Source organism: Achromobacter insuavis, from assembly GCF_902859645.1.
Taxonomy (GTDB): Bacteria; Pseudomonadota; Gammaproteobacteria; order Burkholderiales; family Burkholderiaceae_B; genus Achromobacter; species Achromobacter insuavis.
The window spans coordinates 1-25,896 of record NZ_CADIJR010000082.1; the positions used below are offsets into that span (position 1 = coordinate 1).

Consider the following 25,896-nt stretch of genomic DNA (forward strand, 5'->3'; position numbering starts at 1 on the left):
CGGGCGCTGGCCGCCGACACCACGCGCGCCCTGGCGCAGACGGCGGCCGACCTGGGCCTGGCCTGGACGGTGGCGCTGCGCACCGGCGACGCCAGCGCGCGCGACAAGCGCCTGGCGCGGCAGGGCAAGGCGGACGTGCTGGTCATCACGCCCGAGTCCCTGGCGCTGTTGCTGTCCTACGCCGATGCGTCGCAGCGCTTTCGCGCCCTGCGCGGCATCGTGGTGGACGAATGGCACGAGCTGCTGGGCAACAAGCGCGGCGTGCTGCTGCAGCTATGCCTGGCGCGCCTGCGCTGCTTGTCGCCCGGCGCGCGCACCTGGGGCCTGTCGGCCACGCTGGGCAACCTGGACCAGGCCCGCGCCGTGCTGCTGCCGCACGCGCCCGACAGCGCGCTGGTGGCGGGCGCGCGGCCGCGCAGGATCCAGATATCGACCTTGTTGCCCGAACGCAGCCGCGCCCTGCCGTGGGCGGGGCACCTGGGGCTGTCGCAGCTGGAACGGGTCTTCAAGCGCCTGTTCGACGTGCGCGCGACACTGCTGTTCACCAACACCCGCGCGCAGGCCGAGCTCTGGCATCGCGCGCTCGAATCGATCTGGCCGGAGGCGCCGGGCACCCTGGCGCTGCACCACGGTTCGCTCGATCCCAAGCTGCGCGCGGCGGTGGAGCAGGGCCTGCGCGACGGCGCGGTGCGCTGCGTGGTGGCCACCTCCAGCCTGGACCTGGGCGTGGATTTTCCGGCGGTGGACCAGGTGTTGCAGATCGGCAGCCCCAAGGGCGTGGCGCGCCTGTTGCAACGCGCAGGCCGCGCCCGGCACCGGCCGGGCGAGTCCGGCAACGTGGTGTGCGTGCCGGCGCAGGCGCTCGAACTGATCGAGTACGCCGCCGCCCGGCAGGCCATCGCGCGCGGCGAGATCGAATCCCGGCCGCCGCCGGTCGGCAGCCTGGACGTGCTGGCCCAGCACGCCGTCACGCTGGCGCTCGGCGGCGGCTTCGACGCCAACGCGCTGTACCAGGAAGTGCGCGGCACGCACGCCTATGCCGGGCTCGATCGCGCGACCTGGCAGGCGGTGCTGGACTTCATCGTGCAGGGCGGCCGCGCGCTGGCCAAGTATCCGGATTATCAACGGGTCGTGCGCGACGACGACGGCCGCTATCGCGTGCACGACCGGCGCGTCGCGTTCCGCCATCGCCTGTCCATCGGCACCATCACCGCCGACGGCGCCGTGGCCGTCAAGTACCTGCGCGGGGGCAGCCTGGGCTCGGTGGAAGAAGGCTTTCTGGCGCGCCTGCGGCGTGGCGACCGCTTCCAGTTCGCCGGCCGCACACTGGAGTTGGTGCGGCTGGAAGGCATGGTCGCCTACGTGCGCCGCGCCAAGGGCGGCGATGGCCCGGTCGCAACCTGGCAGGGCGGCCGCATGCCCTTGTCGACGCAGCTGGCCAGCGAAGTGGAGAGCCTGTATTCGCACCCCGGCGCGCATCCGGAGATGCGCGCGGTCGCGCCGCTGCTGCGGATCCAGGCGCAGGCCAGCGCATTGCCGGATCGGGGGCGGCTGGTGGCAGAACGCATCGGCACGCGGCGCGGCATGCATCTGTTCCTGTTTCCGTTCGCCGGCCGCGCCGTGCACGAAGGCATCGCGGCAATGATCGCGCTGCGCTGGGGCCGCCGGCAGACCAACACGATTTCCTACACCGTCAACGACTACGGGCTGATGCTGACGCTGGCCGAGCCGGCCGCGCTGGACGACGCGCTGTTGCGCCAGCTGCTCAGCCCCGCCAACATGGCCGAGGACCTGCGCGATGGCGTCAACCTGGGCGAGATGGCGCGTCGGCAGTTCCGCGAGATCGCGCGCGTGGCGGGCCTGTTGACGCCGTCGCTGCCCGGCCAGGCGGCGCGTTCGCTGCGCCAGGTGCAGGCGTCCAGCGGCCTGCTCTACGACGTCCTGCGCCGCTACGACCCTGACCACCTGCTGCTGGCGCAAGCGGAGCGAGAGGTCTTCGAGCTGCAACTGGAGGCGCCGCGCCTGCTGGCGGCATTGCACGACTGCCAGCGGCGCGAGCTGGCCCTGTGCGAGCCGCGCGCGCTGACGCCCTTGTCGTTCCCGCTGTGGACCGAAAGCATGCGCGGGCAACTCAGCACCGAGACCTGGCAGGCGCGCGTCAGGCGTGCCGCGCAGCAACTGGAGAAGCGCTATGAACGCGTTGCCTGAGGGCGCGTTGCAGACGCTGTTGGGCGACGAGCCGATGTGGCTGCTGGGGACGCGGGCGCTGTTCTGGCCCGCGCGATCGCGCCTGATCATCGCCGACCTGCACCTGGGCAAGAGCCATGTGTTCCGGCGCGCGGGCATCGCGGTGCCCAGCGGCGCCACGCGCGGCGACCTGGACCGCCTGGCGGAGGTGATCGCGCGCACCGCCGCCCGCGAGCTGTGGATCGTGGGCGACCTGTTGCACGGACCCGCCGGGCAGGCGGGGTGGCGCGACACGTGGATGGCGTGGCGGCGGGACCGGGCCGCACTGGAGATCGCCGTGCTGGCGGGCAATCATGACCGCGCCCTGGACGGTCCGGCGTTTGGCGTGCGGCAGCTTGGCGAGACCTGCATCGACGGCCCGTTCCTGTTCAGCCATGTTCCGCGGGCGTCCCCAGCCGGCCTGCACGTCATCGCGGGCCACGTGCATCCGAAGACGTCCGTGCGCGGCGTGCCGCGCAGTTGGCCGGCGTTCTGGCTACGCCCTGGCCTTGCGATCCTGCCGGCGTTCTCGGACTTCACCGGCGGCCATCCCGCCAGCGGCGATGACGGGCGCATCGTCGCCTGCGTCGAAGGCGTCGCGATCGAGGTTGGCGGGCGCCCGCGTTGACGGGCCGGGTCCGGGACCGCGCGGGAGGCGGGCGCCCGCTAGCCCTGCTGCGCTCGCCACATCTGGCGATAGCGGCCGGCCGTGGCCAGCAACTGCGCGTGCGTGCCGCGCTGCGTGATGCGGCCCTCCTCGAACACCAGGATGCGGTCCGCGGCCACGATGGTGGACAGCCGATGGGCAATGACGATGACGCTGCGGTCGGGCACCAGCGCGTCGATCGCCGCCTGCACCGCCAGTTCGCTTTCGGTGTCGAGCGCGGCGGTGGGTTCGTCCAGGATCAGGATCGGCGCGTTCTTCAGGATCGCGCGGGCGATCGACAGCCGCTGGCGCTCGCCGCCGGACAGCGTGCCGCCGGCTTCACCGAGCCGCGTCTGCCAGCCTTGCGGCAGGCGCTCGATGAGATCCAGGCAATGCGCCGCGCGGGCGGCGGCGCGGATCTCGGCCTCGCTGGCCTCGGGCCGGGCCATGCCGATGTTGGAGAGCACCGTGTCGTCGAACAGGTGCACGTCCTGGAACACGGTCGACACCAGCCGGTTGAGGTCGGCGGGCGACAGGCTGCGGATATCGACGCCGCCGATCCGCACCGCGCCGCGCTGCGGGTCGGCATGGCGCATCAGGAGGCGGGTGAGCGTGGTCTTGCCCGATCCTGACGGCCCCACCAGCGCCGTCAGGCCGCGCGCGGGCAGGTCCAGGTCGATGCCGCGCAGGGCCGGCGCGCTGCCGGCCGCGTACTGGAAATCCAATTGTTCGATGCGGATGCCGTCCTGGGGCGAGGGCGCGCCCTGCGCCGGCCACTGCGGCAGCGGCGCCACCGCCAGCACCTCCTCGACGCGCGCCAGCGCCGCCTCGATCAGGGCGAAGATGGCGGTGAACGACACGAACATCGCCAGCGGCTCGGCAAAGCGCACCACCAGCACCAGCACCGCGGCCAGCAGCGCCGGATCCAGGCTGCCCTGCGTTACCCAAAGTGCGCCGCAAGCCAGGATCGCCAGCAGGCCCGCTTCGACCAGGGTCACCACCATCAGCGTCGGCTTGGCGCCGCGGCGATGCGCCTGGCGCTGCAGGCGTTCCAGCTGTTCGAAGCCCTGGCGCAGCCGTTCGTTGGCGGCGCCCGCGCGGCCGGTCGCCAGGCAAACCGGCAGGCCCTGCATGTATTCCAGCAGCTCGGCGTTCAGCGCCTCGTTGGCCCGGCCGGTGTCGCGGGCGCCGCGGTCCAGCGCCGGACGGCGCCAGCGGTACAGCGGAATGATCAGCGGAAACACCAGCAGCAGGGCCACGCCGATGCGCCAGTCCAGCGCCAGCAACGCCAGCGCCGCCACCGCCGGGGTGATGATGGCGCCCAGGATCAGGTTGATCACGGTCAGCGCGTAATTCATCTGTTCGTCGACGCCGCCCAGCAGCTTGGCGGCGATGCCGCCGGTGCGTTGCGCCTGCAGCGTTTCGAGCGGCATGCGGCGCAGCTGCTCGCCCAGCCGCACGCGCAGTTCGTGGGTGGCGCGGGCCATGTGGCCGCCGTAGTCGAAGCCCTGCGCGCGCCAGCGCAGCGCGGTCGCGGCCAGGGCCAGTCCGGACAAGGCCGCGAGCCAGGCGGCCGCGGCCGGCCACGGGTCGCCATGGGCGACATGGAGAAACAGCGGCGCGACGCAGGCCAGGGCCAGGCCCTGGAATACGGCGGCCAGCGCCAGTTGCAGCAGGCTGGCGCGCAGGCGGCGCGCCTGGCCGCCGGCGCTGCGCATGAGGCGGAGATAGGTCTCGCGCCAGGAAGCGGGGCGTGTGGTCATGATTGCGGTTCGCCCAGGGTCCAGAGACGGGCGCGTTGATGGTTGTTCCACAATTGGGCGTACAGGCCGTCGGCCGCCAGCAGGCTGTCATGCGTGCCGGATTCGGCCAGCCGGCCGCGCTCCAGCACCAGGATCTGGTCGGCGTGGCGGACGCTGGGCAGGCGATGCGCCACCACGATCACGGTGCGTCCGCGCATCAGTTCGGCCAGCGCCGCGTTGACCGCGCGCTCGTTCTCGGGATCGGTGGCCGCGGTGGGTTCGTCCAACACCAGGATCGGACGGTCCATCAGGATGGCCCGGGCGATGGTCAGGCGCTGGCGCTGGCCGCCGGACAGGTCCTTGCCGCCTTCGCGCAACGCGGTGTCGTAGCCGTCGGGCAGCGCCTGGATGAAATCGTGCGCCTGCGCGGCGCGGGCGGCGGCCTCGATCTCGGCGCGGCTGGCATCGGGGCGGCCCATGGCGATGTTGTCGGCCACGCTGCCGGAAAACAGGAAGTTGTCCTGGAACACGAACGCCACGTGCTGGAACAGAGTGTCGCGGTCCATGTCGCGCACGTCGACGCCGCCCACGCACACGCGGCCGCCGTCGACGTCCCAGAAGCGGGCGATCAGCCGCGCCACCGTGCTCTTGCCGGCGCCGGAGCGGCCCACCAGCGCCGTCACCTGGCCCGGGTGCGCGGTGAAACTCAGGTCATGCAGGGCGGGCTTGCCGCCGTAGCCGAAGTCCACATCCTCGAAGCGCACGGCGCCATCGGCCGGACGCCGGTCGGGTGCACGCGCCGGCGCCAGCGGCTCGATCGCCATCAGTTGCTGGATGCGGGCGATGCTCAGCTTGGCCTGGTCGACCATGTGCGCCAGCGACATCATCGGGAACATGGCCTCGGCCATGCCCATGCCGAACAGCAGCGCCGCCAGCCAGAAGGCGAAGTCGAGCTGGCCGTGCGCGGTCCACCAGCCGCCCAGCCACAGCAGCACCGCCAGCGTCGGCAGCGGGCCGAGCAGCGCAATGGCGAAACGCGCGCTGAAGCTGGCGTCGCGGTACCAGTCGGTCAGCATGGCCAGGTAGCGTTCCAGGGCGCGGTGATAGCGGCCGAAGGTGGTCTGGCCGGTGTCGAAGGTGCGCACCACCGGCATCGCCTGCACGTATTCGATGACGGCGGCGTTGACCTGCTCGCGCGCCTGGTGATAGCGCCGCGTCATGACCTCGCGCCCGCGCATCGCCAGCGCCATCACCAGCGCGCCGAAGGCCAGCACGCCGACGCAGGCCAGCGCCAGGCGCCAGTCCAGCGCGAACAGCAGCGCGGCGCTGAACAGCGGCATGGCATAGGCGCGCGCATACAGCGGCGTGCTGTCGGCGACGAAGGCGTGCAGCGCCTGCACGTCGTTCTGCGCCACCTTGGCCAGGGCGCTGCCGCCCAGCGCCTGCAGATCGCCGAACGACAGCCGCGCCAGGTGCGCCACCAGGTCGCTGCGCAACGTCACTTCCAGGCGGAAGGCCGCATAGTGCGATTGGTTGAAGGCTTGCAGGCGCAGGAAGCAGGCCAGCAGCGTGCACGCCAGCGCGCCGGCGAACGCGGGCCAGGGATAGCGGCCGGGCGCGTGCAGCAGGCCGTCCAGCGCCATCGCCAGGCAGGCCAGCGACGCCAGGCTCGCCAGCACGCCGGCCACCGCCAGCGCCATCGCGAAGCGGATGCGGCCGCGCACCGGCCGCATGATTTGCCACGGGGTGTTCATGCGGCCTCCCGCGGCGTCCAGCGCACGGCGGCGACCAGCGCGAGCGCGGCCAGCGCCACGGAGGTGGCGATCACGCCGCCGTAGCCGATGCGGCCGGCCAGCATCGCGCCCACCGAAGACAGCCCCATCGAGAGGAAATGGCTCAGGCTGGCCTGCACCGTGTAGTCGGTGGCCGGGCTCTCCGGCGAAGCGTGATCCATCATCAGGGTGGCCAGCACGGTGGCGGCCGGGGTGTACAGCAGGAAGTACAGCACCACCAGCGCGCCGGCGGCGGCCGGCGGCCCCCAGCCCAGCGCCGGCCAGGCCAGGCCGGCGATGCCCAGCAGCTGCAGCACCGCCGCCACCCGCATCGCGCGCGGGCGCGCCATGCGCCGCAGCAGCCGGCCGTACGCCAGCGCGGTGGCCAGCCCGGCCACCGAACCCACCACGTTGACCACCAGGCCGATGCCGTCCAGCGTCCAGCCGCTGTCGATCAGCGCCGGCATGATGACGGCGTACGCCAGCGAGCTGGCGGCCGGGTACAGCACCAGCAACAGCAGCCAGCGCTTGCGCGCCGCGCCGCGCCAGAAAGTGAACAGCCGGCGGTGGCTGACCGGTCCGGCGGCGCGCGGCCAGTCGGGCTCGCGGTAGCCCAGCAGCTGCAGCCACGACACCGACGTGAGCGCCGCCAGCACCAGGCAGCAGCCCTGCCAGCCCAGCGTCGGGTACAGCATCAGCATCACGCCGCCGCCGACCAGGTTGCCGATCAGGCCCGCCGCGATCTGCAGGCCGTTGCCCAGGCCGCGCTCGGCGGCGCCGAGCAGGCGGCAGGCCAGGCCGTCGAGCGCGATGTCCTGGGTGCACGACAGCAGCGCCGTCGCCAGGCACAGCAGGTAGATCGCGGCGAAGTCCGCGCGCAGGTCCAGCATGCCGATGACCGCCAGGCACAGCACCATGCCGGCCTGGGTCAGCAGCAGCCAGCCGCGGTAGTGGCCGCGCAGCCCGGTGGCGTGGCGGTCGATCCAAGGCGCCCACAGCGCCTTGAGCGGCCAGGTCATGCCCAGCAGGTAGATCAGGCCGATGGTGTCCAGGCTGGCGCCCGCCTCGCGCAGGATGGCCACCATGGCGACGACGAAGAACATCAGCCCCAGGAACTGGGTGCTGTAGAGGCTGGCCAGCAGGGTCCAGGTACGGCGGGACTGCATCGGAGGGCTCCGGATCAATAGGTATAGGAAACGCCGACCCCGAGCGTGCGGCCGCGGGCCGGCGCGCCATAGGCCACCGACGGCGGCGCGAAGTAGCCGTACAGGTCGTACTGCCGGTTCAGCAGGTTGCTGCCCCACACGTAGTACTCGGCGCGGCCGTTGGCCACGCCCAGGCGCGCGTTCAGCAACTGGTAGCTGCCCAGGTCGAAGTGGTTCTGCGGATCGGCGGCGCGCTTGCCGACGTACTGGTAGTCGACGCGGGCGTTGAAGACCGGCGCCGACATCGCCAGCATTGCCGGCATGGCGTGGCGATAGGTCACGCCCAGCGTGCCGCCCCAGCGCGAGACGTCGGGCACGCGGTTGCCGGCCTTGACGTCGCCGTCGCCGATGCCGTTGACGGCGGTGGTGATCTTGGCGTCGATGTAGCTCAGGCCGGCGGTCAATCCCAGGCCGTTGTCCAGCTGCACCGTGCCTTGCAGTTCGGCGCCCTTGCTGCGGGTGTCGGCGTTGAGCGCGTTGACGGCGAAGGTGGCCGAGTCATACGACAGCAGGTGGTTGTTGCGCACCTGGTTCAGGTACACGGCGCCGTTCAGGCCATAGCGCCCGTCGGCGCTCAGGTACTTGAAGCCGATCTCGTAGGAGTTGGTCTTGGCGGCCTTGTACGGCTCGCTGTCCAGCGGCTGCGCGGCATAGTCGTTGAAGCCGCCGGGGTTGTAGCCGCGGCCATAGCTGCCGTACAGCGTGGTGGTGGGCGTCAGCGCATAGGCCAGCGCGATGCGGCCGGTGGTGAAGCTGTCGTCGAGCTCGCGGTGGTCGGTGGTGACCATGCCGCCGCCGTGGTACTTGCCGTCGTAGGTCTTGCGCACCCACGACTGGCGCAGGCCGGTGGTCAGCTTCCATTGGCTCGCCAGCGGCACGGTCATCTCGCCGTAGACGCCGTAGCGGTCGGTATCGAAGTCGCGGTACTTGGCGCTGGCGTCGCCGTAGGTGTTGCGCGGCGTGTCGTACGAGCGCTTGGCATGCGAGTACGACAGGCCCGTGACCCAGAACAGGTCGCTCTCCGCCAGCGAGGCCAGCCGCAGGTCCTGCGTGAACACGCGCTCGCGCGCTTCGTCGACGTTCCAGAACTCGCTGTTGCCGCGGCCCATGGCGTTCTGCAGCCGGCGGTCGTAGACCACCGGGCCGATGTTGTAGCTGTCGGTGTAGGCCGAGATGGCCGTGAGGCGGGCACGGTCGAAGCGGTGGTCCAGCTGCAGCGTGTAGCGCTCGACGGTCTTCTTGGCGTCGTCCAGCAGCGACGGATCCATGTCCACCGTGGGCGGCCGGCCGTAGGGCATCAGCACCAGCTGTTCGCCCAGGTGGCGGATCTGGTGGCGTTCGGCCGACACCAGCGCGCTGGTGCGGGTGGTCAGGTCCCATAGCAGGCTGCCGCGGAACGCCAGATCGCGCGGCTTGGACAGCGGCTGGTCGGTGCGGGCATTCTCGATCCAGTGGTCCGAGCCGCCGGCGCGGATGGCGAAGCGGCCGGCCAGCTTGTCGGTGAGCGGGCCGCCGACCGCGGCCTCGGTCAGGAACTGGCGGTCCTGTCCGTATTCGGCGCGGGCATAGCCTTCCCATTCGCGGGTCGGGCGGCGCGTGGTCAGGTTGACCGCGCCGGCCTCGCCCATGCCGCCGAACAGCGTGCCCTGCGGGCCCTTGAGCACCTCGATCTGGTCGACGTCGAGCGTGCCGATGGAAATGTTGCGCGTCGACAGCGGGCTGCCGTCGACGTTCAGCGCCACCGAGCTGTCGTCCATGCTCATGGGATAGAGCGCGCCGACGCCGCGGATGTAGATGGTGGACACGTTGGCGCCGCCCGAGGAATTGACGTTGACGCCGGGCGTGGCGCGCAGCACCTGCTCCACGTTCAGCAGGCGGCGCTGTTCCAGCGTGATGCCGTCCATGACCTCGACTGTGTAGGGCAGGTCCTTGGCGTCTTCATCCGTGCCGCGCGCATGCACGGTGACGGCGGGCAGGGTGGCGGCATCCGCGGCGGATTGCGCCTGGGCGGGCAGGGCGATGGACATTGCCAGCGTGGACAGGGAAAGCGCTGGCAGGGAAGGGAGTCGCATGGGGGCCTTCTGGAAGTAGGGTGTTGGGGCAAGCGCGGTTGGCCGGACCGCGATTGCGGGCTTGATACGAATGGATGATAATGATTTACATTTGTATTGCTACCCGAATCCGATCATCCCCGCCCGAATCGGATCAACTCTGCCTGGTGCGTGTCCCATGAGTTCCAGCCTGATCCCGCTTTCCCGTGTCGTGATGGACACTTCGGTGCTGCGCCTGGGCCCGGGCAGCGTCTGCCGCATCACCCGCATGCCGCTGCAGGACGGCGCCGAGCTGGTCTACTGGCGCAGCGCCCTGCGCGAAGCCATCGACCTTCCCCTCCAGGACGACAGCGACTACGTCCATTTCAGCTTCAACAGCCGCATGGACGGGCGCGCGGCCTGCCATTTCGACGGCTGGGAAGGCGGCCGCGAATTCGCGGTGCGCGAGGGCACCGGCACCATCAGCTACGGCCCGGGCCGGCGCGGCCACTACTGCCAGGAAGGCTGCCTGGACAATGTCACCGTGATGGTCAGGCCCGACGTGCTCCAGCGCTGGAGCCACGACCTCGAAGGCGACCTGGCCAGCGGCCTGGCGTCGGCGGCCTGCTTCCTGCACGGCCATGGCGGCGCCGAGCTGCGCGGCACCGCGCATCAGCTGGCGCAGGGCCTGGCCGGCGAGGGCGCGGCCAGCCGCCATGGGTTGTGGCTGCAGGCCCAGTCGCTGTTGCTGGTGGGCCTGTTCCTCGAGTCCTGCGGCCGGCCCCTGGCCGGCCTGCCGGTGGCCATGCAACGCCGCATGGCGCGGGTGCACGAGCATCTGCTGGCCGACCTGAGCCGCGCGCCCAGCCTGGAGGCGCTGGCGCGCGAGGCGGGCGTCAGCGTGCCGACGCTGGCGCGCGCGTTCCGCCGCCACTATGGCCGCAGCATCTACGACTGCTTTCAGCACGAACGCATGCAGCAGGCGCGCACCGAACTGCTGCGCGGGCGGCTGTCGGTGGCGCACGTGGCCGCCGACCTCGGTTACAGCAACCCCAGCCACTTCTCGGCGGCGTTCCGCAAGCAGTTCGGCGTCAACCCGTCGGCCCTGCGACGCGGCGGTTAACCGCTCTGGCGTCCGATTTTCCCGGACGACGCCAGGGACATCAGGCCCCCGGGTCGGGGTCATATAATATAGTCCCCTACATTATATTTTCCGCGCACCGACCATGGCCCACACCATCCGCCAGAAGGAAAAACTCATCGCCCGCGTGCGCCGCATCCGTGGCCAGCTCGACGGCCTGGAGCGCGCGCTCGAAGCCGAATCGGCCTGCGGCGAAGTGTTGCGCCAGCTGGCCTCGGCCCGCGGCGCGCTCAGCGGCCTGACGGCGGAAGTCATGCAGGGCCACCTGGACGAGCACGTCGTGCACGCGCCGTCCGAGGCCGAGCGGGTCGAGGCGGCGCGGGAAATGATGGACGTGATCCGGGCCTACATGAAATAGCGGCCCGCCGGCAGGGGGCCGCCGGTTCATGGCCCCGCGAGCAGGAGCAATCCCATGAATACCCCCTTGACCCATGACCACGTCTTCCTCGGCCAGGACCACCGGCGCAACGAGCGCCGGGTATGGTGGGTCATTGCCCTGACGGCGGGCATGATGGTCGTCGAGATCATCGCCGGCAATCTCTACGGGTCGATGGCCCTGGTGGCCGATGGCTGGCACATGTCGACCCATGCCGGCGCCATGCTGATCACCGCGCTGGCCTACGGCTACGCGCGCCGCCAGGCCCGCAATCCGCGCTTCACCTTCGGCACCGGCAAGCTGGGCGAACTGGCGGGGTTCGCCAGCGCCATCGTGCTGGCCCTGATCGCCCTGATCATCGGCTGGGACAGCCTGGCGCGGCTGGTCGATCCGGTGCCCATCCGCTTCGACGAGGCCATCGCCATCGCCGCGGCGGGGCTGGTGGTCAACCTGGTGTCGGCCTGGCTGCTGAAGGACGACCATGGCCACGCGCATGGGCATGGCGGCCATGGGCATGACCACGATCATGACCACGGCCATGACCATGACCATGATCATGACCACGCGCATTCTCACGCCAGCCCGTCCCGCGCCCACGCGCCGGCCGCGGCTCACGCGCACCCGCAACGCAGCCACGACAACAATCTGCGCTCGGCCTACGTCCACGTGCTGGCCGATGCCCTGACCTCGGTGCTCGCCATCGCGGCCCTGCTGGCGGGCCGCAGCTACGGCTGGCTATGGGCGGATCCGGCGATGGGGGTGGTCGGCGCGCTGGTCATCGCGCGCTGGTCGTGGGGCCTGATCCGCGATTCCGGCACCGTTCTGCTCGACGCCGCGCCGCAGAGCGGAAAAATGCGGCGCGACATCGAACAGGCCCTGGATGCCGGCGACGGCGAGATCGCCGACCTGCATGTGTGGCAGGTCGGTCCGGGCCACTATGCCGCGATCGTGTCGCTGGTCACGCGCCATCCGCGCGACAGCGCGTTCTACAAGGCCAAGCTGGCGCATATCGCCGGTCTGTCGCACCTGACGGTCGAGACGCAGGCCAGTCCCTGAACGAGACGGCCCGCGCGCTCAGTCGCAGGCGCCGGCGTCGCGCCGGGCCGGATCGACGCAGCGGCCCCAGGCCTTGGCATCCAGCGCCGTGACGGGCAGGAAGCGGGTCATGTCGTGCACATACAGGAACACCCGCTCCGGCGTCTCGCGCAAGGCGCGGTGGAACGGCGCGATCTGCCGCGGGTCCAGCACGACCCGGCCCTGGGCATTGCTGAGCCCCTTGAGCAGCACGGTCTGCACCTTGGGATCCCACGACGGCAGGCCGTCGCCCTCGACCGTGTCGGCCGGCACGCGCACCACGCGCCAGGGCTCGTCGGGGATCTCGGTGATGACGATCGGCGACGCGCCGGGCGCCACCGGCAGAATCCGGTCCTGCGGGTTGGACGGCAGGGCATAGGCGATCATCGCGCCGTCCCTATCGGGATCGGGACGCGACCGGTAGACCACGCGCGTCGTGCCATCGGCATTCAGGCGATGCACCAGCGCGCCGAGCGGGCCGGCGCGCAGGTCGATGATGCGCAGCAGGGCGCCGGCATCATCGCGCACGTAGTACACCGGCCGCGACGGCGCGCCGCCGCAATCGTCCAGGAACACGGCCGTGACGCGGCCTTGGCCGTCACGGCTGACGCAAGCCTGCTGCAGCGCGCGCTTACTGCGCGCCGACGTGAATTCGGCGTAGGCCGCCAGCCGGCCCTGGGCATCGTAGGCGAGCCGGTAGCCGCCATCCTCGACCTGGCGTCCGCGCACCTGCCGGTAGCGATCGATGCGGCACAGCCGGCCGTCGGCATCCCGCTGCAACACGGTCGCGCCGGGCTCGCCGGCGCGGCTGGCGTAGACGCGCCAGTCCACCGCGTCGGTCCAGAGGCGCGGCGTGAGGTCGCCGTCCTCGGCCACGCTGATCAGCCGGGTGTCGGCCTGCACGCGTTCGCCATGCAGGCCCAGCAAGACGCGCGGGCCGTCCAGCGCCAGCGCCAGCGGCTGGGGGCGCAACGCCACGGCCGCCGGCTCGGCGCCGAAAGGGGTGTCGATGGGGGCGCAGGCGGCCCAGCCCAGCGTGGGGGCCGCGGCCAGCAGCGCGGCGCCGAGACGGCGCGGCCAGCGGCGGGGCATCGTCGCGTCAGCCATGTTGCAGCCCATCCAGGAAGCGCACCACGTTCCAGTATTCCCGCGCCATGGCGCCCAGCCGCAGGCGCGGGCCGTCGTCGAACACCAGGAAGGGGTAGGCGTCGCGCTCGAGCTTGCCGTCGGGCGGCAGGCGATAGGGCTTGTAGGCGTCGGGATCGTTGAAATGGCGCTCCAGTTGGCCGCCGCCGTCGATATGCAGATACCAGGCGCGCAACTGCAGCGGCGCCTTGCCCGGCGGCGTGTCGGTGTAGGGGCCGCCGTCGCCCGCCACCACCGATTGCCGCAACAGGCCGAGCAGCAGGCGCGCCCGGCCCTGGTAGGCAATCTCCCCCGACACCGTGCCGGCCGGCTGCGCGGCCAATTGGCGCACGAAGGTCACCGCGCGCGATGACGGCACCACGGTGTCGGCGAAGATGCGCTCGACGTCGGCGTCGGTGGGGTTGGGCACGGCGGCCAGCTGGCGCAGGTCGCGCTCGAAATCGGCCAGCCATTGCTGATAGCGCTGCGTCTGGGCCTGGCGGTCGAAGGCCTGGGCGGGGGCCGCGCAGGCCAGCCACAGCAGTGCCGCGGCGCAGCAAAGTGCGTAGCGCATGCGAAGGACGGCGAGACGCGTCGATGCCAGCGAGGGGGAAGACATGCCGGTGGACTCCTGGGGGAGGACGGGATGCCCGGGATTATGCGCAGAGCGGCGACGGTCTGTCACCCCGGGGGAGGATCGCCGCGGCTGGGCGCGGGGAGATTCGCCAACGCTTCGTAACGTCTGCGCGCCGGAGCCGGCGTTATGCTCGACCGGGCAGCATTCTTCAGTGCGCGGGGCGCGGACCTCGCGGGCGCGTGTCGGGTTCGCGCGTTGCGTGTTTCGTTTCGCGTTTCGCTTCTCATCGCAGGAGACCGATGATGATCAGCAAGAATACGATTTGCCTCTGGTACGACCGCGACGCGCTGGACGCGGCGCGGTTCTACGCGCAGACCTTTCCCGACAGCGCCGTGGGCCGCGTGATGCATGCGCCCGCCGACTATCCGTCGGGGCGCGAGGGCGATGTTCTGACCGTGGAGTTCACGGTGGCCGGCATTCCCTGTCTCGGCCTGAACGGCGGCCCCGGCATCCTGCACAACCAGGCCTTCTCGTTCCAGGTCGCCACCGACGACCAGGCGGAGACCGATCGCCTGTGGAACGCGATCGTCGGCAACGGCGGCCAGGAAAACGTGTGCGGCTGGTGCCAGGACCGCTGGGGCCTGTCCTGGCAGATCACGCCGCGGGTGCTGACCGAGGCGCTGGTGTTGCCGGACCGCGCCGCCGCCAGGCGCGCCTTCGAGGCCATGATGCAGATGGGCAAGATCGACGTCGCCGGCATCGAGGCGGCGGTGCGCGGCTGACAACGCGCATCCGCGCCCGGTGGCGTTCAATCCGCCGGCAGCCCGAACGCCTCGCGCAGCGCCGCGCCCGCCAGGTCGAACAGGCGGCGGGCGTCGGGCGTGAGGCCCAGCATGTGGATGCACGCATGCACCATGCCCGGCAGCACCTCGTCGCGCGCCGCCACGCCCGCCTGCCGCAGCCGTTCGGCGTAGGCCAGCCCCTCGTCGCGCAGCGGATCGTATTCGCAGATCAGCAGCGTCGCTGGCGGCAGGCCGGCCAGCTCGGCGCGCAGCGGCGAGGCATACGGCGAGGCGCCATCGCGTTCATTGACCAGGTAAGTGAACCAGCAGTAGCGCATCACGGCTTCCGTCAGGAAGAGGTTCTGCCCATACGCCTGGTACGAGGCGGTGGAGAACGCGTGGTCCACCACCGGATAGCACAGCAGCTGGTGCGCGATCGGCGGACCGCCGCGGTCGCGCGCCATGATGGCCGCGGCCGCCGCCAGGTTGCCGCCGGCGCTGTCGCCGCCGATGGCGATGCGGGCGGGGTCGATCCCCAGCATCCCGGCATGGGCCGCGACCCAGGTCAGCGCCGCGTAGACATCCTCCAGCGGAATCGGAAACTTGCTCTCCGGCGCCAGGCGATAGTCGACCGACAGCACCTTGCAGCCAGTGGCGTTGGCCAGCGCGCGGCAGGGGTTGTCGTAGACCTCCAGCGAGCACTGGAACCAGCCGCCGCCATGCGCGTACACCAGCGCCGGCAACACCGCGCCGGGCGCGGCGCCGTGCGGCGTGTAGGCGCGCACCCGCAGCGGATGGCCGCCATGGCCGGGCACGGTGTGGGTCTCGATGGCGGCCACCGGTTCCAGCGGCCCCTGCAAGGCGCGCAGGCCAGCTTCGGTAGCGGCGCGCTGCGCCTGCAGGTCCAGCGGCGCGGCGGCCGATGACAGGCGCCGCAGATAGGCGTCGATGTGTGGATCCAGGGCCATGCCTCAGCCCTCCCGCGACAGGAACGGCAGCAGGTGCGCGAGGAACTCCTCGGGACACTCCTCCGTTACGAAATGGCCGCAGTCGGCAATGATGGCGCCGCGCACGTCGAGCGCGTTGCGCTGCATGGTGAGCAGCGGCGCGTCGCGGGTGGCGTGCTCGGCGCCGATGGCCAGCACCGGCATGGGCAACGGCGCGCGGGCGCGCTCGCCGTTCTGGCGCACGGTCTCGGGAATGGCGCGGTAGTAGGCGAAGCCGGCGCGCAATCCGCCCGGCGCGGCGTAGGCGTCGATGTAGGCCTGGGCGGCGACGCGGTCGCGGCGGTGCGACCACTTGTCGAACATGTACGTCAGGTAGGCCTGTTCACGGCCCGCGATCAGCGCCTCGGGCAGGTCGGGCAGGCGGTTGAACATGAAATGCCACAGGAAGATGTTGTCCTCGGCCGGCGCGAAGAGGGTGGGCTCGGGCGCCAGGCCGGGGATCACCGCTTCGGTCAGCGCCAGGCGGGTGACCACGCCGGGGAAATCGCTGGCCAGCGCATAGGCGACCCACATGCCGATGTCATGGCCGACCACCTGGTAGCGGGCGTGGCCGAGCTGTGCCATCAGCTGATGCAGGGTGGCGGCGATCGCGCCGGTGTCGTAGCCGCCCAGCGGTCGATCCGAATCGCCGGTGCCGGGCGGATCGACCGCGATGGCCTGATAGCCCTGGCTGGCGAGCGCGTGCATCACGTGGCGCCAGGTGAGCCAGGTCTGCGGCCAGCCGGGGATGAGCAGCACCGGCGTGCCCGTGCCGGCGATGGCGCAATGCAGGCGCGCGCCGTTCACCATCACATAGCGGTGCGAGAAATCCGCGCCGGGCGGCAGGTAGGCGTCGTGGGGATGTGTCATGGATTCAGGGTGTTTTGTCGGGTGAGTCGGGGGACGTGTGTGCGCGTTCAGGCGATGCCCAGCAGCGCGTTGATCTGGCGCTGGTCGATGGCGGCGCCGGCGAAGTCGTCGAAGATCTTGCCGGTCACGGGAATGATGTGCTGCTTGATGAAGGCGGCGCCTTCGCGCGCGCCGGCTTCCTGGTCCTTCAGGCAGCATTCCCATTCCAGCGTGGCCCAGCCCGGGTAGTCGTGGTGCGCCAGCTTGGAGAAGATGGCCTTGAAGTCGACCTGGCCGTCGCCCAGCGAGCGGAAGCGGCCGGCGCGGTCGACCCACGACTGGTAGCCGCCGTAGATGCCCTGGCGTCCGCTCGGATTGAACTCGGCATCCTTCACATGGAACATGCGGATGTGGTCCTTGTAGATGTCGAGATAGTCCAGGTAGTTCAGCTGCTGCAGCACGAAGTGGCTGGGGTCGAACAGGATGGCGCAGCGGGCGTGATGGCCGACGCGCTCGTGGAACATCTCGAACGTGACGCCGTCGTGCAGGTCTTCGCTCGGGTGGATCTCGTAGCACAGGTTCACGCCCTGCTCGTCGCAGGCGTCCAGCACCGGGCGCCAACGCCGCGCCAGTTCGTCGAACGCGGTCTCGATCAGGCCGGCCGGCCGTTGCGGGAACGGGAACAGATAGGGCCAGGCGAACGATCCCGAGAACGTGCCCATGTCGCTCAGGCCCAGGCGGCGCGAGGCCTGCGCGGCCAGCAGCAGCTGTTCGTGCGCCCACTGGGTGCGGGCCGGCGCATTGCCGCGCACCGCGGCCGGCGCGAAGGTGTCGAACATCGCTTCATAGGCCGGATGCACCGCCAGCAGCTGGCCGAAGATGTGGGTGGTCAGCTCGCTGATGACCAGGCCATGGCCGGCCAGCATGCCGGTGATCTCGTCGCAGTAATCCTGGCTCGACGCGGCCAGCGCCACGTCGAACAGGCGCGCGTCCCAGGCCGGCACCTGCAGGGCCTTGAAGCCCAGGCCCGCCGCCCATTCGGCGATGGCGGGCAGGCTGTTGAACGGCGCGGCGGTGTCGCTGAATTGCGCCAGGTGGAGGCTGGGGCCTTTGAGGGTTTTCATGCTGTGGTCTGCCTTTCGTTTGCCGGATACCGGCTTGCGTCAATTGTTTGTCGAACGACAAAGAATAGACCGAAACCGGCGCGCGACGCAAGCGCAGGCGCGTCGGCGTGACCGGCGCGGCGCGGCGCTACACTACGAAAACACGCAACTCATCAGGCATGGCACATGGCAGGCAGACCCAGGGAATTCGACCGCGACCTCGCATTGCAGCAAGCGATGCTGGCCTTCTGGCAGCACGGTTACGAGGGCACGTCGATGGCCGATCTGGTGGCCGCCACCGGGCTGGCCTCGGCGCGCCTGTATGCGGCCTTCGGCTCCAAGGAAGGCCTGTTCCGCGAGGCGGTGGAACGCTATGAGTCGGGCGACGGCGCCTTCGCCGAACACGCCCTGCAGTCGCCGGATGTGCGCGAAGCCGTCGAGAAGATGCTGCTCGAAGCCGTGTCGACCTACACCCGCCGCGGCCGGCCGCAGGGCTGCATGGTGGTCAGCGCCGCCACCAACTACGCCGCCGACAACGAAGCCGTGATGCGCTGGCTGTCCTCGCACCGCAAGGCGCGCACGCAATCCATCATCGATCGTCTCGACGCCGCGCAACGCGACGGCGCGCTCGAGCCCGGCACCGACGTGCAGGCCTTGGGCGACTTCTACGCCGCGCTGCTGCACGGCCTGTCGGTGCAGGCGCGAGACGGCGTCTCCAAGGCCCGGCTGCAGGCGCTGGTCGGGCCGGCGCTGGCGCCGCTGGCGGCGGCCATGCGCGCGGGCTGATTGTTTCCGGCTGGCCTGCAACGTGTCGCGCATCCGCGCCAGCACGTTACGCGGGGCGTCATGGACGGCCGGGTTGTAGTTGCCCGGCCCGGGGGCGGTTATTGCCGGTCCTTGTAAGGGATGCCATGGGATGCGTGCCCGCTGCCCTCGCGCCGGGGGCAGGGGGGCAGGGAACGGTAATTGCGCAGGCGGGAGATGGCGTCACCGCAACCGCAAGGAGAAACCCGTGCAAACCGTATCCGACTTCGTGCTGGACCGTCTCGGCCAGTGGGGCGTGCAACGCATCTATGGCTATCCGGGGGACGGTATCAATGGACTGATCGGCGCCTTCGGCCGCAACGCGGCGCTGGAATTCGTGCAGGCCCGGCACGAGGAGGGCGCGGCTTTCATGGCGTGCGCCCACGCCAAGTTCACCGGACAGGTCGGGGTCTGCCTGGCCACCTCCGGACCCGGCGCGATCCACCTGCTCAATGGCCTGTATGACGCCAAGATGGACCATCAGCCGGTCGTGGCGATCGTGGGCCAGCAGGCCCGCAGCGCGCTGGGCGGCGACTACCAGCAGGAGGTGGACCTGGCCAACCTGTTCAAGGATGTGGCGCACGATTTCGTGCATATGGTCACATCGCCATTGCAGGCGCGGCACATGATCGACCGCGCCATGCGCATCGCCATGGAGCGGCGCAGCGTCACCTGCCTGATCTTTCCGAACGATGTGCAGGATCTCGAGGCCGTCCCCGAACCGCCGCGCGAGCACGGCACCGTGCATACCGGGATCGGCGTCACGTCGCACGCCACGGTGCCGCCGCAGACCGCGCTGGCGAACGCCGCCGACATTCTCAACCGCGGCGAGCGGGTGGCGATGCTGGTGGGCGCCGGGGCGCTGGCGGCAGGCAACGAAGTCCGGGCGGTGGCCGAACGCCTGGGCGCGGGCGTGGCCAAGGCGCTGCTGGGCAAGGCGGTGCTGCCGGATGCCTTGCCCTATGTCACCGGCGCCATCGGCCTGCTCGGCACCCAGCCCAGTTGGGAGATGATGAACGAATGCGACACGCTGCTGATGGTGGGCACGTCGTTCCCGTACGCCGAATTCCTGCCGCGCGAGGGACAGGCGCGCTGCGTGCAGATCGACCTGGACGGGCGCCAGCTGAGCCTGCGCTATCCGGCGGAGGTCGGCCTGGTGGGCGACGCGCGGCTGACGCTCGAGGCATTGCTGCCCATGCTCCAGCCCAAGGGGGCCGGCGAGTGGCGCGGGCACATCGAAAAGCGGGTGCGACGCTGGCGTGAAACCGTCCAGGCGCGCGCCCGGGTCGCGGCCAACCCCGTCAATCCGCAACTGCCCTTTCTGGAATTGTCGGATCGACTGCCGCCGGATTGCATCGTGACCTGCGACTCCGGTTCGGCGGCCAACTGGTATGCGCGCGACGTCCAGTTGCGCGAAGGCATGATGGGTTCGGTGTCGGGCGGCCTGGCGAGCATGGGTTGCGGCGTGCCGTACGCGGTGGCGGCCAAGCTGGCCCATCCCGGCCGTCCGGTGATCGCGCTGGTGGGGGACGGCGCCATGCAGATGCTGGGCATCAACGAGCTCATCACGATTGCGCACCGTTGGCAGGAATGGGCCGATCCGACGCTGGTGGTGTTGGTGCTCAACAACGGCGATCTCAATCTGGTGACATGGGAGCAGCGGGTCATGGGTGGTGACCCGCGCTTTGGCGACTCGCAGTGGTTGCCCGAATTCTCCTATGCCGACTATGGCCGCCTGCTGGGCCTGGAGGGCATCCGGGTGACGGCGCCGGAGCAGGTCGGGCCCGCTTGGGACCAGGCGTTGGCGGCGGGGCGGCCGGCGGTGCTGGAAGTGGTGACCGACCCGGAAATGCCGCCGTTGCCGCCGCACGTGTCGCTCAAGCAGGCGCGCGCCTACATGGCGGCGCTGCGCAAGGAAACCGGCGGCGCCGGCGCCGCGGCGCTGCGCGCGACGCTCAAGCAGTGGTGGGCCGGTTGAGGGGGCGGCACGCCGCTTGCTAAGTGACCTTCGTCCGGCGTTCCGGCCCGGTCCCGGCCGGCGCCTGGCAGGCATTCTTTTCAAGGAGAGGTCATGGCTACACAGAACGGCAGCGACACGCTGCGTGATTTGGTATCGGGAACCGAAAACCTGCTGCGCAGCACCGCCAGCTACGGCGGCGCAGAGATCGAGGCGGCGCGTGATCGCCTCAAGCACCAGCTCGACGCGGCGCGCGCCGAGGCCCGCGTCAGAGGCCGGCACACATGGCGGCGGGCCAGGGAGGTATCGGCAGCCACCGATGACTATGTACACGAGCACGCCTGGAAGACCATCGCCAGCGCCGTGCTGGTGGGCGCGCTGGCCGGCATCTGCCTGATGGCGGAGTCCCGCCGCCGCTGATCAACGCGTTGAACCATTCCTTCATTGCAAAACATGCCGCGGGCAACCGCGCAGGAGCGACATCATGGAACACCAATCGAATATCGTCGGCGGTCCGAAAGCCAAGGCGCTCGGACCCGGGCCGGAAGTCATGGCCGCCAATACCCTGGAAGGCAATGACGTCTACAACGCCGCGGGCGAGAGCCTGGGGGACGTCAAGGCCATCATGATCGACGTGCCGCGCGGCCGGGTGGCCTATGCGGTGCTGGCGCGCGGCGGCGTGCTGGGCATGGGAGAAAAGCTGTTCGCCATTCCCTGGAACGCGCTGACGCTGGATACCGACCGCAAGTGCTTCGTGCTCAACGTCGACAAGGAGACGCTCAAGAACGCGCCCGGGTTCGACAAGGACAACTGGCCGAGCATGGCCGACGAGACTTGGGCGCGGGACCTGCACAAGTACTACAACCAGGACGTCTACTGGTAGGCGTCTTCCAGCAGCCGCAGCAGCATGCCGGCCAGCGCTTCGCGCTCGGCCGGCGTCAGGATCGCGCAGGCCTGCTCGTCGATCCGGCGCAGGACGGCGCGGCCCGGCTCCAGCTTGCGATGGGCCGCGGCCGTCAGGGATATCAGGCTGCTGCGGCCATCGGTGGGTGACGGCTCGCGCCGCACCAGGCCGTCGCGCTCCATGCGGGTGAGCAACTGGGCCATGCTGGGCTGTTCCACGTCGCAGGCCTCGGCCAGTTCCTTCTGCGTCAGCCGGCCGCCGTCCTTGAGCGCGACCAGTACCGGCAACTGCGAGGCGCTGATGCCGATGTCCCGCAGTCCGTCGTCGACCCGGCGCGCCATCAGGCGGGCGTAGCGGTTGATGAGCAGGGTCGGCATTCGCCGGGGCTGCCAGTCGGGGGGAGTCGCCATACGTCCTCTTTTAAGTTGATAGGCGCCTATGTAATATACATAGGCACCTATTAACTTAAGGGAAAGGCCGTCATGCCGCAAGTCCCCACCATCGCCATCATCGGCGCCGGCCCGGCCGGCCTGACCGCCGCCAATATCCTGCAGCGCCACGGCTGGCGCGCCGACGTGTTCGAGGCCGATGCCGCGGTCGACGCGCGCGACCAGGGCGGCTCGCTCGACCTGCATCCCGATGAAGGCCAGCGGGCGTTGGCGCGGGCCGGGCTGCTGGACGCATTCATGGCGATCGCCCGGCACGAAGACCAGGAAACGCGGCTGGTGGATCACGCCACCGGGGCGGTGCTGCGCGAGGAGATTCCGGCGCCGGGCGCCGGCGATCGGCCCGAGATCGATCGCCTGGCGCTGCGCCAGCTGCTGCTGCAACCGCTGGCCGCCGGCACGGTGCGCTGGGGGCAGCGGTTGGACGCGGTCATCGAGCGCCCCGACGGGCGCTTTGGCTTGCGCTGCGCCGGCGGCGAGCAGGGCCCCTACGATCTGGTGATCGGCGCGGACGGCGCCTGGTCGCGGGTGCGCGCGGCGCTCACGCCCGCGCGGCCGGTGTATCGCGGCGTCACGTTCGTGGAGCTGTGGCTGCACGATGTGGACCGCCGCCATCCCGAGGCGGCCGGGCGGGTCGGGCACGGCACGCTGTTCGCGCTGCATGGCGGCGACGGCATCGTGGCGCAGCGCAACGGCAACGCGACCTTGCGCGTCTACGCGGCGTTGCGCACCGGCGACCCGGGCGATGGCCGGGCGGCCCCCGGCATGGCCGACATCGGCAAGGACGCGCTGCTGGCGCGCTTCGCGGGCTGGTCGCCGTCATTGCTGGCGCTGATCGCCGGGGCCGACCGGATCGCGGCGGTGCGGCCCATCGTGTCGCTGCCGGCGGGCACGCGCTGGCCGCATCGCGCGGGGCTGACCGTGATCGGCGACGCGGCGCACGTGATGCCGCCATTGGGGGTGGGCGTGAACCTGGCGATGTTGGACGCGGCGGAGCTGGCCGACGCGCTGGTCAGCGACGACGACTGGCGCGCGGCCCAGCGGCGCGGCGAGGCATCGATGCTGGATCGCGCCGCGGCCATCGCGCCGCACTGCATCGAGGCGCTCGACGAGATGTTCGGCGACCACGGCGCGCGGGCCTTGCGGCAACAGCTGGAGACGCATGCGCGTGATGGCGGAGCGGGTACTCGCGCGGGTTAGGAAGGGCAAAGACCGCCCCGGCCGTCAGCCAGCCGCTTCCCAGCCGCCGCAGCCGGGCCGCACGGCCAGGCGCGCGTCGCCGCGCCGCACCTGCTCGTCGTCGAGCCGCGCGGCGCCGGCCGGATCGGTGTCGAAGGCGACGCCCAGGGCGGCGGCCACGCGCGGATCCTCGATGGGCAGTTCCCAGGTCAGGAACAGTTGCGACAGGTCCGGGCCCGGCGCGAAGTCGCTTTCGCGGAACGCGCTGGCGCCGCGCGGCACCACGCCATGCGGCTGGCAGGTGTCGAACAGCACCGCGGTGCCCCGGGTCAGCGCGATGCGCTGGCCGCTCTGGGCGAAAACCAGGTCCAGGCCCTTGTCCTCGCTCAGGAACAGATTGCAGAAGGCCGCGCCGCCATACTGGTCGCCGTCGTGATGGTAGCGAGCGCCGCGGCAGGCCATCAGCGCGATGTCGCTGTCGGCCAGCACGTCGCCCAGCCCGAGCGCGGCGCTCCAGTCGCGCATGGCCCGCACGCAGGCGCTGTATTCGGGCCAGCGCGTCATGGTGCGCGCCAGCGGCATCTGCTCGACGTCGCCGGGTTCGAGTTCGAGCCGGGTGTCGATCTCCCGCGCCCAGTCGGCGACCAGGCGCGCCGGCGGCGCGGGCAGGGCCAGCGTGGCGGTGCGCACGGCGGCGCCGACGCCGCGGCTGCGCAGCGCGTCGCCGCGCCAGAAATACGAAACGAGGGGAGCGGTGGACATGGCCCTATTAGAGCTCAAACCCAGAGCCCAAACCCAGGGCCCAAACCCGCTCCGGTTCAGCCGCCCAGGGCCCCCGCCCACAGCCGCTGCACCCACGAGCGCCGCGCCGGCCGCGGCCGGTTGCCGGTGTAGTCCTTCTGCGACGCCTTGACCACGTCGCCGAATGGCGCGTCGTTGCGGTAGTCGCAGGGGGAATGGCCGGCCGCCAGGGCTTCCTGGTAGTAGCGCTCGAACAGCTCGGCCAGGTCGGCGCGCGCGTGCGTCACCACCTCGCCGTCGAACCAGTGCTGGCGGCCCTCGGCGCGCAGGCGCGGCATCGCGTAGCGGTGCGAGAACTGCGTGCCCATGTCGGAATAGTGCAGAATGCCGATCTCGTCGCGCGCCAGGTTTTCGCCATCGATGCTGTTGTAGCGGGCATCCAGGTGCTGGACCAGCCGCGGCCGTTCGGCGAAGTAATGCTTCATCTCGCGATTGGCGTGGCGCTTGGCGCGCAGGGCTTCGAGCGTGGGCAGATGGGCGCGGGCGCCGGCGCAGTCCCACAGCGCCACGCAGGAGCGCCAGCCGTCGCCATCGCGGCGGCCGGCGACGATGGCCCCGCCGTCCAGCGGCAGGTCCCAGATCTCGGCCAGGTCGCACAGCACCAGCATGTCGGCGTCCATGTACAGGGCGCGGCCCTGGAAGCCGGCGGCGGCCGGCACGGCCCAGCGGAAGGCCGAGAACGGCGTCGACCATTTCTCGGTGCGCCAGCCGCGGCCGCGCGCCGGATCGCAGTACCAGGGGCTGGCGGGGTCGCGCGACAGGCGCATCCAGGTGATCTCGACCGGGCGCGAGGCGTGCTTGCGGGCGCTGTAGTCCAGCACCATCATCTGTTCGAGATCGCAATCGTTGGGGTCGCAACCGACAAAGATCCTGATGGGGTCTCGCATGGTGTCTCCGTCATCCCAGGCAATGGTGGCGCGCCGGTCCTCGGTCTCCGGCGAACCTGAATTATTCCTGAATTGTAGACGGAGTTGTCCGCGAAAAGCGGGTTTTCGCCTCAGAACACCCGGATCAGCATGTTGATGCCGGCAATCAGCAACACCAGCAGCACGATGCGGTTGAAGACCTCGGCGTTGACGCGGTGGTACAGGCGCCGGCCGAGCCAGGCGCCGATGAGCGTGCCGGGCAGCGCGCGCCAGGCCAGCGACACGACCTCGGCGGTGAGATAGCCCGACACCGCCTGCGACGCCAGCGCCACCGCCAGGATCGACAGGTTGAAGGACTGGAACACCGCGCGCCGCTCGTCCTTGCTCCAGCCCTGCAGTCCGGCCCACAGCGTGGGCAGCGGGCCGGACAGCCCGGCGACGCCGCCCAGCAGGCCGCCGCCCAGGCCCACCAGGCCATCGGCCAGGCGGCTGGCGCGCGGCAGGCGGTAGTGGCCGTTCAGCAGCAGCACGGTGCACAGCGTCATCAGCAGCAGGCCCAGTCCGCCCTGGAACAGCCGCGGCGACACATAGGGCAGGGCGGCGACGCCGGCCGGCACGCCCAGCAGGCCGCCGACGACGAAGGGCGCGGTCCGGCGCAGGTCGATGGCGTGCCAGATCGCGGGCAGCGTTTGCAACTGCGAGACCACCGAACAGAGGATGACCAGCGGCGAGGCCAGCGCGGGCGGCAGCGCCAGCAGCCAGACCGGCAGGGCCGTCAGGCCGGTGCCGAAGCCGGTCAGGCCGGAAACCAGGCCGCCGGCCAGGGCGCCGCCGGTGATGAGGATAGGGTCGTAGGACATGGCAAGCGGTGAGGGAGCGGGCCATATTTGTAGCGCCGACCCGCGCCGCCGCAACCGTCCGCTTTGCCGATGTCCGCCCTACCAGTGCGGCGCGGGGACGGAGCGGCGGGCGCCGATGCCACTAAAATTCCGGCAGACCCGTTCCGCGCATTCCGCCATGACATCCGCCGCCGTCACCTGGCTGGTGCTGGACCGGCCCCAGGGCGATCTCGAAGGGCAGCTGTGCCGGGCCATTCGTGAACGCGTGCTGGCGGGCCGGCTCGGCGCCGGCGAAAAACTGCCGTCGACCCGCGCCCTGGCGCTGGCGCTGCGGATCGCCCGGTCGACCGTGGTGCAGGCCTACGACCGCCTGCGCGCGGAGGGCTATATCGAGACGGCGCGCGGCTCCGGCACCCGGGTCGCGGCGCGGCAGCCGCGGCCGCTGGCGGGGGCGCCCGACGCGCCG

25 protein-coding genes are annotated in these 25,896 nt (G+C 70.9%); 12 read left to right on the forward strand and 13 right to left on the reverse strand.

All coding sequences use genetic code 11. The features are described from left to right. Together H0523_RS26770 and pdeM are read left to right on the forward strand one after the other, a co-directional pair. The coding region (locus H0523_RS26770; RefSeq protein ID WP_180180202.1) for a ligase-associated DNA damage response DEXH box helicase at nt 1-2,208 on the forward strand (2,208 nt) is incomplete at its 5' end. Further along, entirely contained in the window at nt 2,192-2,854 is a 663-nt protein-coding gene (gene pdeM / locus H0523_RS26775) for a ligase-associated DNA damage response endonuclease PdeM (RefSeq protein WP_054428789.1), read from the forward strand. The genes H0523_RS26770 and pdeM, both read left to right, overlap by 17 nt. 38 nt (nt 2,855-2,892) lie before the next feature. On the opposite strand, the gene H0523_RS26780 is transcribed toward pdeM, so the two are convergent. Genes H0523_RS26780 through H0523_RS26795 form a run of 4 tightly spaced genes read right to left on the reverse strand, consistent with a single transcriptional unit; the run spans nt 2,893 to nt 9,663 of the window. After that, entirely contained in the window at nt 2,893-4,635 is a 1,743-nt protein-coding gene (locus H0523_RS26780; protein ID WP_054428788.1) for an ABC transporter ATP-binding protein, read from the reverse strand. Beyond that, the gene (locus H0523_RS26785) at nt 4,632-6,347 is read right to left on the reverse strand and encodes an ABC transporter ATP-binding protein (RefSeq protein WP_054428787.1); all 1,716 of its coding nucleotides are present in this window, start codon (nt 6,345-6,347) and stop codon (nt 4,632-4,634) included. Before H0523_RS26785 ends, H0523_RS26780 begins: the two co-directional genes overlap by 4 nt. A 17-nt stretch (nt 6,348-6,364) precedes the next feature. After that, nucleotides 6,365-7,552 (reverse strand): MFS transporter, encoded by a 1,188-nt coding sequence (locus tag H0523_RS26790; protein ID WP_054428786.1) that lies wholly within the window; start codon nt 7,550-7,552, stop codon nt 6,365-6,367. Between the two features lie 14 nt (nt 7,553-7,566). Beyond that, entirely contained in the window at nt 7,567-9,663 is a 2,097-nt protein-coding gene (locus tag H0523_RS26795; protein ID WP_231689728.1) for a TonB-dependent receptor, read from the reverse strand. A gap of 157 nt (nt 9,664-9,820) precedes the next feature. Between H0523_RS26795 and H0523_RS26800 the strand changes: the two genes are divergently transcribed. The 3 genes from H0523_RS26800 to dmeF all read left to right on the forward strand — a co-directional run bounded on the left by H0523_RS26800 (nt 9,821) and on the right by dmeF (nt 12,194). Continuing rightward, nucleotides 9,821-10,744, forward strand: coding sequence for a helix-turn-helix transcriptional regulator (locus H0523_RS26800; RefSeq protein WP_156333593.1), 924 nt, complete (start codon nt 9,821-9,823; stop codon nt 10,742-10,744). 103 nt (nt 10,745-10,847) lie between these two features. Then, nucleotides 10,848-11,120: a metal/formaldehyde-sensitive transcriptional repressor gene (locus tag H0523_RS26805; RefSeq protein ID WP_054428783.1), complete on the forward strand. Its 273-nt coding sequence runs from the start codon at nt 10,848-10,850 to the stop codon at nt 11,118-11,120. A gap of 54 nt (nt 11,121-11,174) precedes the next feature. Beyond that, entirely contained in the window at nt 11,175-12,194 is a 1,020-nt protein-coding gene (gene dmeF / locus H0523_RS26810; protein ID WP_054428782.1) for a CDF family Co(II)/Ni(II) efflux transporter DmeF, read from the forward strand. A gap of 18 nt (nt 12,195-12,212) precedes the next feature. On the opposite strand, the gene H0523_RS26815 is transcribed toward dmeF, so the two are convergent. Then, nucleotides 12,213-13,319, reverse strand: a complete 1,107-nt coding sequence (locus H0523_RS26815) for a hypothetical protein (protein WP_231689729.1) — start codon at nt 13,317-13,319, stop codon at nt 12,213-12,215. After that, nucleotides 13,312-13,956, reverse strand: coding sequence for a hypothetical protein (locus tag H0523_RS26820; protein WP_054428781.1), 645 nt, complete (start codon nt 13,954-13,956; stop codon nt 13,312-13,314). The genes H0523_RS26815 and H0523_RS26820 overlap by 8 nt, the downstream gene beginning before the upstream one ends. Nucleotides 13,957-14,216: 260 nt before the next feature. Here H0523_RS26820 and H0523_RS26825 point away from each other — a divergent pair, with 260 nt between their 5' ends. Continuing rightward, on the forward strand, nt 14,217-14,696 hold the full coding sequence (locus tag H0523_RS26825; RefSeq protein ID WP_054429246.1) for a VOC family protein: 480 nt from the start codon (nt 14,217-14,219) through the stop codon (nt 14,694-14,696). Nucleotides 14,697-14,722: 26 nt separating this feature from the next. Here H0523_RS26825 and H0523_RS26830 read toward each other — a convergent pair whose 3' ends face one another. The 3 genes from H0523_RS26830 to H0523_RS26840 are packed head-to-tail and all read right to left on the reverse strand — an operon-like array spanning nt 14,723 to nt 17,655. After that, the gene (locus tag H0523_RS26830) at nt 14,723-15,664 is read right to left on the reverse strand and encodes an alpha/beta hydrolase (protein ID WP_054428780.1); all 942 of its coding nucleotides are present in this window, start codon (nt 15,662-15,664) and stop codon (nt 14,723-14,725) included. Nucleotides 15,665-15,667: 3 nt separating this feature from the next. Then, entirely contained in the window at nt 15,668-16,552 is an 885-nt protein-coding gene (locus H0523_RS26835; RefSeq protein WP_054428779.1) for an alpha/beta fold hydrolase, read from the reverse strand. A gap of 47 nt (nt 16,553-16,599) precedes the next feature. Next, complete coding sequence (locus tag H0523_RS26840) at nt 16,600-17,655, reverse strand: sugar phosphate isomerase/epimerase family protein (protein ID WP_054428778.1); 1,056 nt, start codon at nt 17,653-17,655, stop codon at nt 16,600-16,602. 165 nt (nt 17,656-17,820) lie between these two features. On the opposite strand from H0523_RS26840, the gene H0523_RS26845 reads away from it, so the two are divergent. From H0523_RS26845 to H0523_RS26860, 4 genes are all read left to right on the forward strand, one after another. After that, nucleotides 17,821-18,420, forward strand: coding sequence for a TetR/AcrR family transcriptional regulator (locus H0523_RS26845; protein WP_054476424.1), 600 nt, complete (start codon nt 17,821-17,823; stop codon nt 18,418-18,420). A 226-nt stretch (nt 18,421-18,646) separates the two neighbouring features. Beyond that, nucleotides 18,647-20,416 carry a thiamine pyrophosphate-requiring protein gene (locus H0523_RS26850; protein ID WP_054428776.1) on the forward strand — a complete coding sequence of 590 codons (1,770 nt, stop codon included), beginning with the start codon at nt 18,647-18,649 and terminating at the stop codon, nt 20,414-20,416. A gap of 93 nt (nt 20,417-20,509) precedes the next feature. Continuing rightward, nucleotides 20,510-20,815, forward strand: coding sequence for an ElaB/YgaM/YqjD family protein (locus tag H0523_RS26855; RefSeq protein WP_054428775.1), 306 nt, complete (start codon nt 20,510-20,512; stop codon nt 20,813-20,815). A gap of 64 nt (nt 20,816-20,879) precedes the next feature. Beyond that, nucleotides 20,880-21,278, forward strand: a complete 399-nt coding sequence (locus H0523_RS26860; protein WP_054428774.1) for a PRC-barrel domain-containing protein — start codon at nt 20,880-20,882, stop codon at nt 21,276-21,278. On the opposite strand, the gene H0523_RS26865 is transcribed toward H0523_RS26860, so the two are convergent. Then, the gene (locus tag H0523_RS26865; RefSeq protein WP_054490878.1) at nt 21,269-21,676 is read right to left on the reverse strand and encodes a MarR family winged helix-turn-helix transcriptional regulator; all 408 of its coding nucleotides are present in this window, start codon (nt 21,674-21,676) and stop codon (nt 21,269-21,271) included. The genes H0523_RS26860 and H0523_RS26865 overlap by 10 nt on opposite strands. A 105-nt stretch (nt 21,677-21,781) precedes the next feature. Between H0523_RS26865 and H0523_RS26870 the strand changes: the two genes are divergently transcribed. After that, nucleotides 21,782-22,945 carry an FAD-dependent oxidoreductase gene (locus H0523_RS26870; protein WP_054428772.1) on the forward strand — a complete coding sequence of 388 codons (1,164 nt, stop codon included), beginning with the start codon at nt 21,782-21,784 and terminating at the stop codon, nt 22,943-22,945. 24 nt (nt 22,946-22,969) lie between these two features. Here H0523_RS26870 and H0523_RS26875 read toward each other — a convergent pair whose 3' ends face one another. The 3 genes from H0523_RS26875 to H0523_RS26885 all read right to left on the reverse strand — a co-directional run bounded on the left by H0523_RS26875 (nt 22,970) and on the right by H0523_RS26885 (nt 25,451). Further along, complete coding sequence (locus H0523_RS26875) at nt 22,970-23,686, reverse strand: hypothetical protein (RefSeq protein WP_054428771.1); 717 nt, start codon at nt 23,684-23,686, stop codon at nt 22,970-22,972. A gap of 56 nt (nt 23,687-23,742) precedes the next feature. Then, on the reverse strand, nt 23,743-24,612 hold the full coding sequence (locus H0523_RS26880) for a glycosyltransferase family protein (RefSeq protein ID WP_054428770.1): 870 nt from the start codon (nt 24,610-24,612) through the stop codon (nt 23,743-23,745). A 110-nt stretch (nt 24,613-24,722) separates the two neighbouring features. Further along, nucleotides 24,723-25,451 (reverse strand): sulfite exporter TauE/SafE family protein, encoded by a 729-nt coding sequence (locus H0523_RS26885; protein WP_054428769.1) that lies wholly within the window; start codon nt 25,449-25,451, stop codon nt 24,723-24,725. A 157-nt stretch (nt 25,452-25,608) separates the two neighbouring features. Between H0523_RS26885 and H0523_RS26890 the strand changes: the two genes are divergently transcribed. Then, nucleotides 25,609-25,896: GntR family transcriptional regulator (locus H0523_RS26890; RefSeq protein ID WP_180180203.1), on the forward strand; the 288-nt coding region annotated here is incomplete at its 3' end.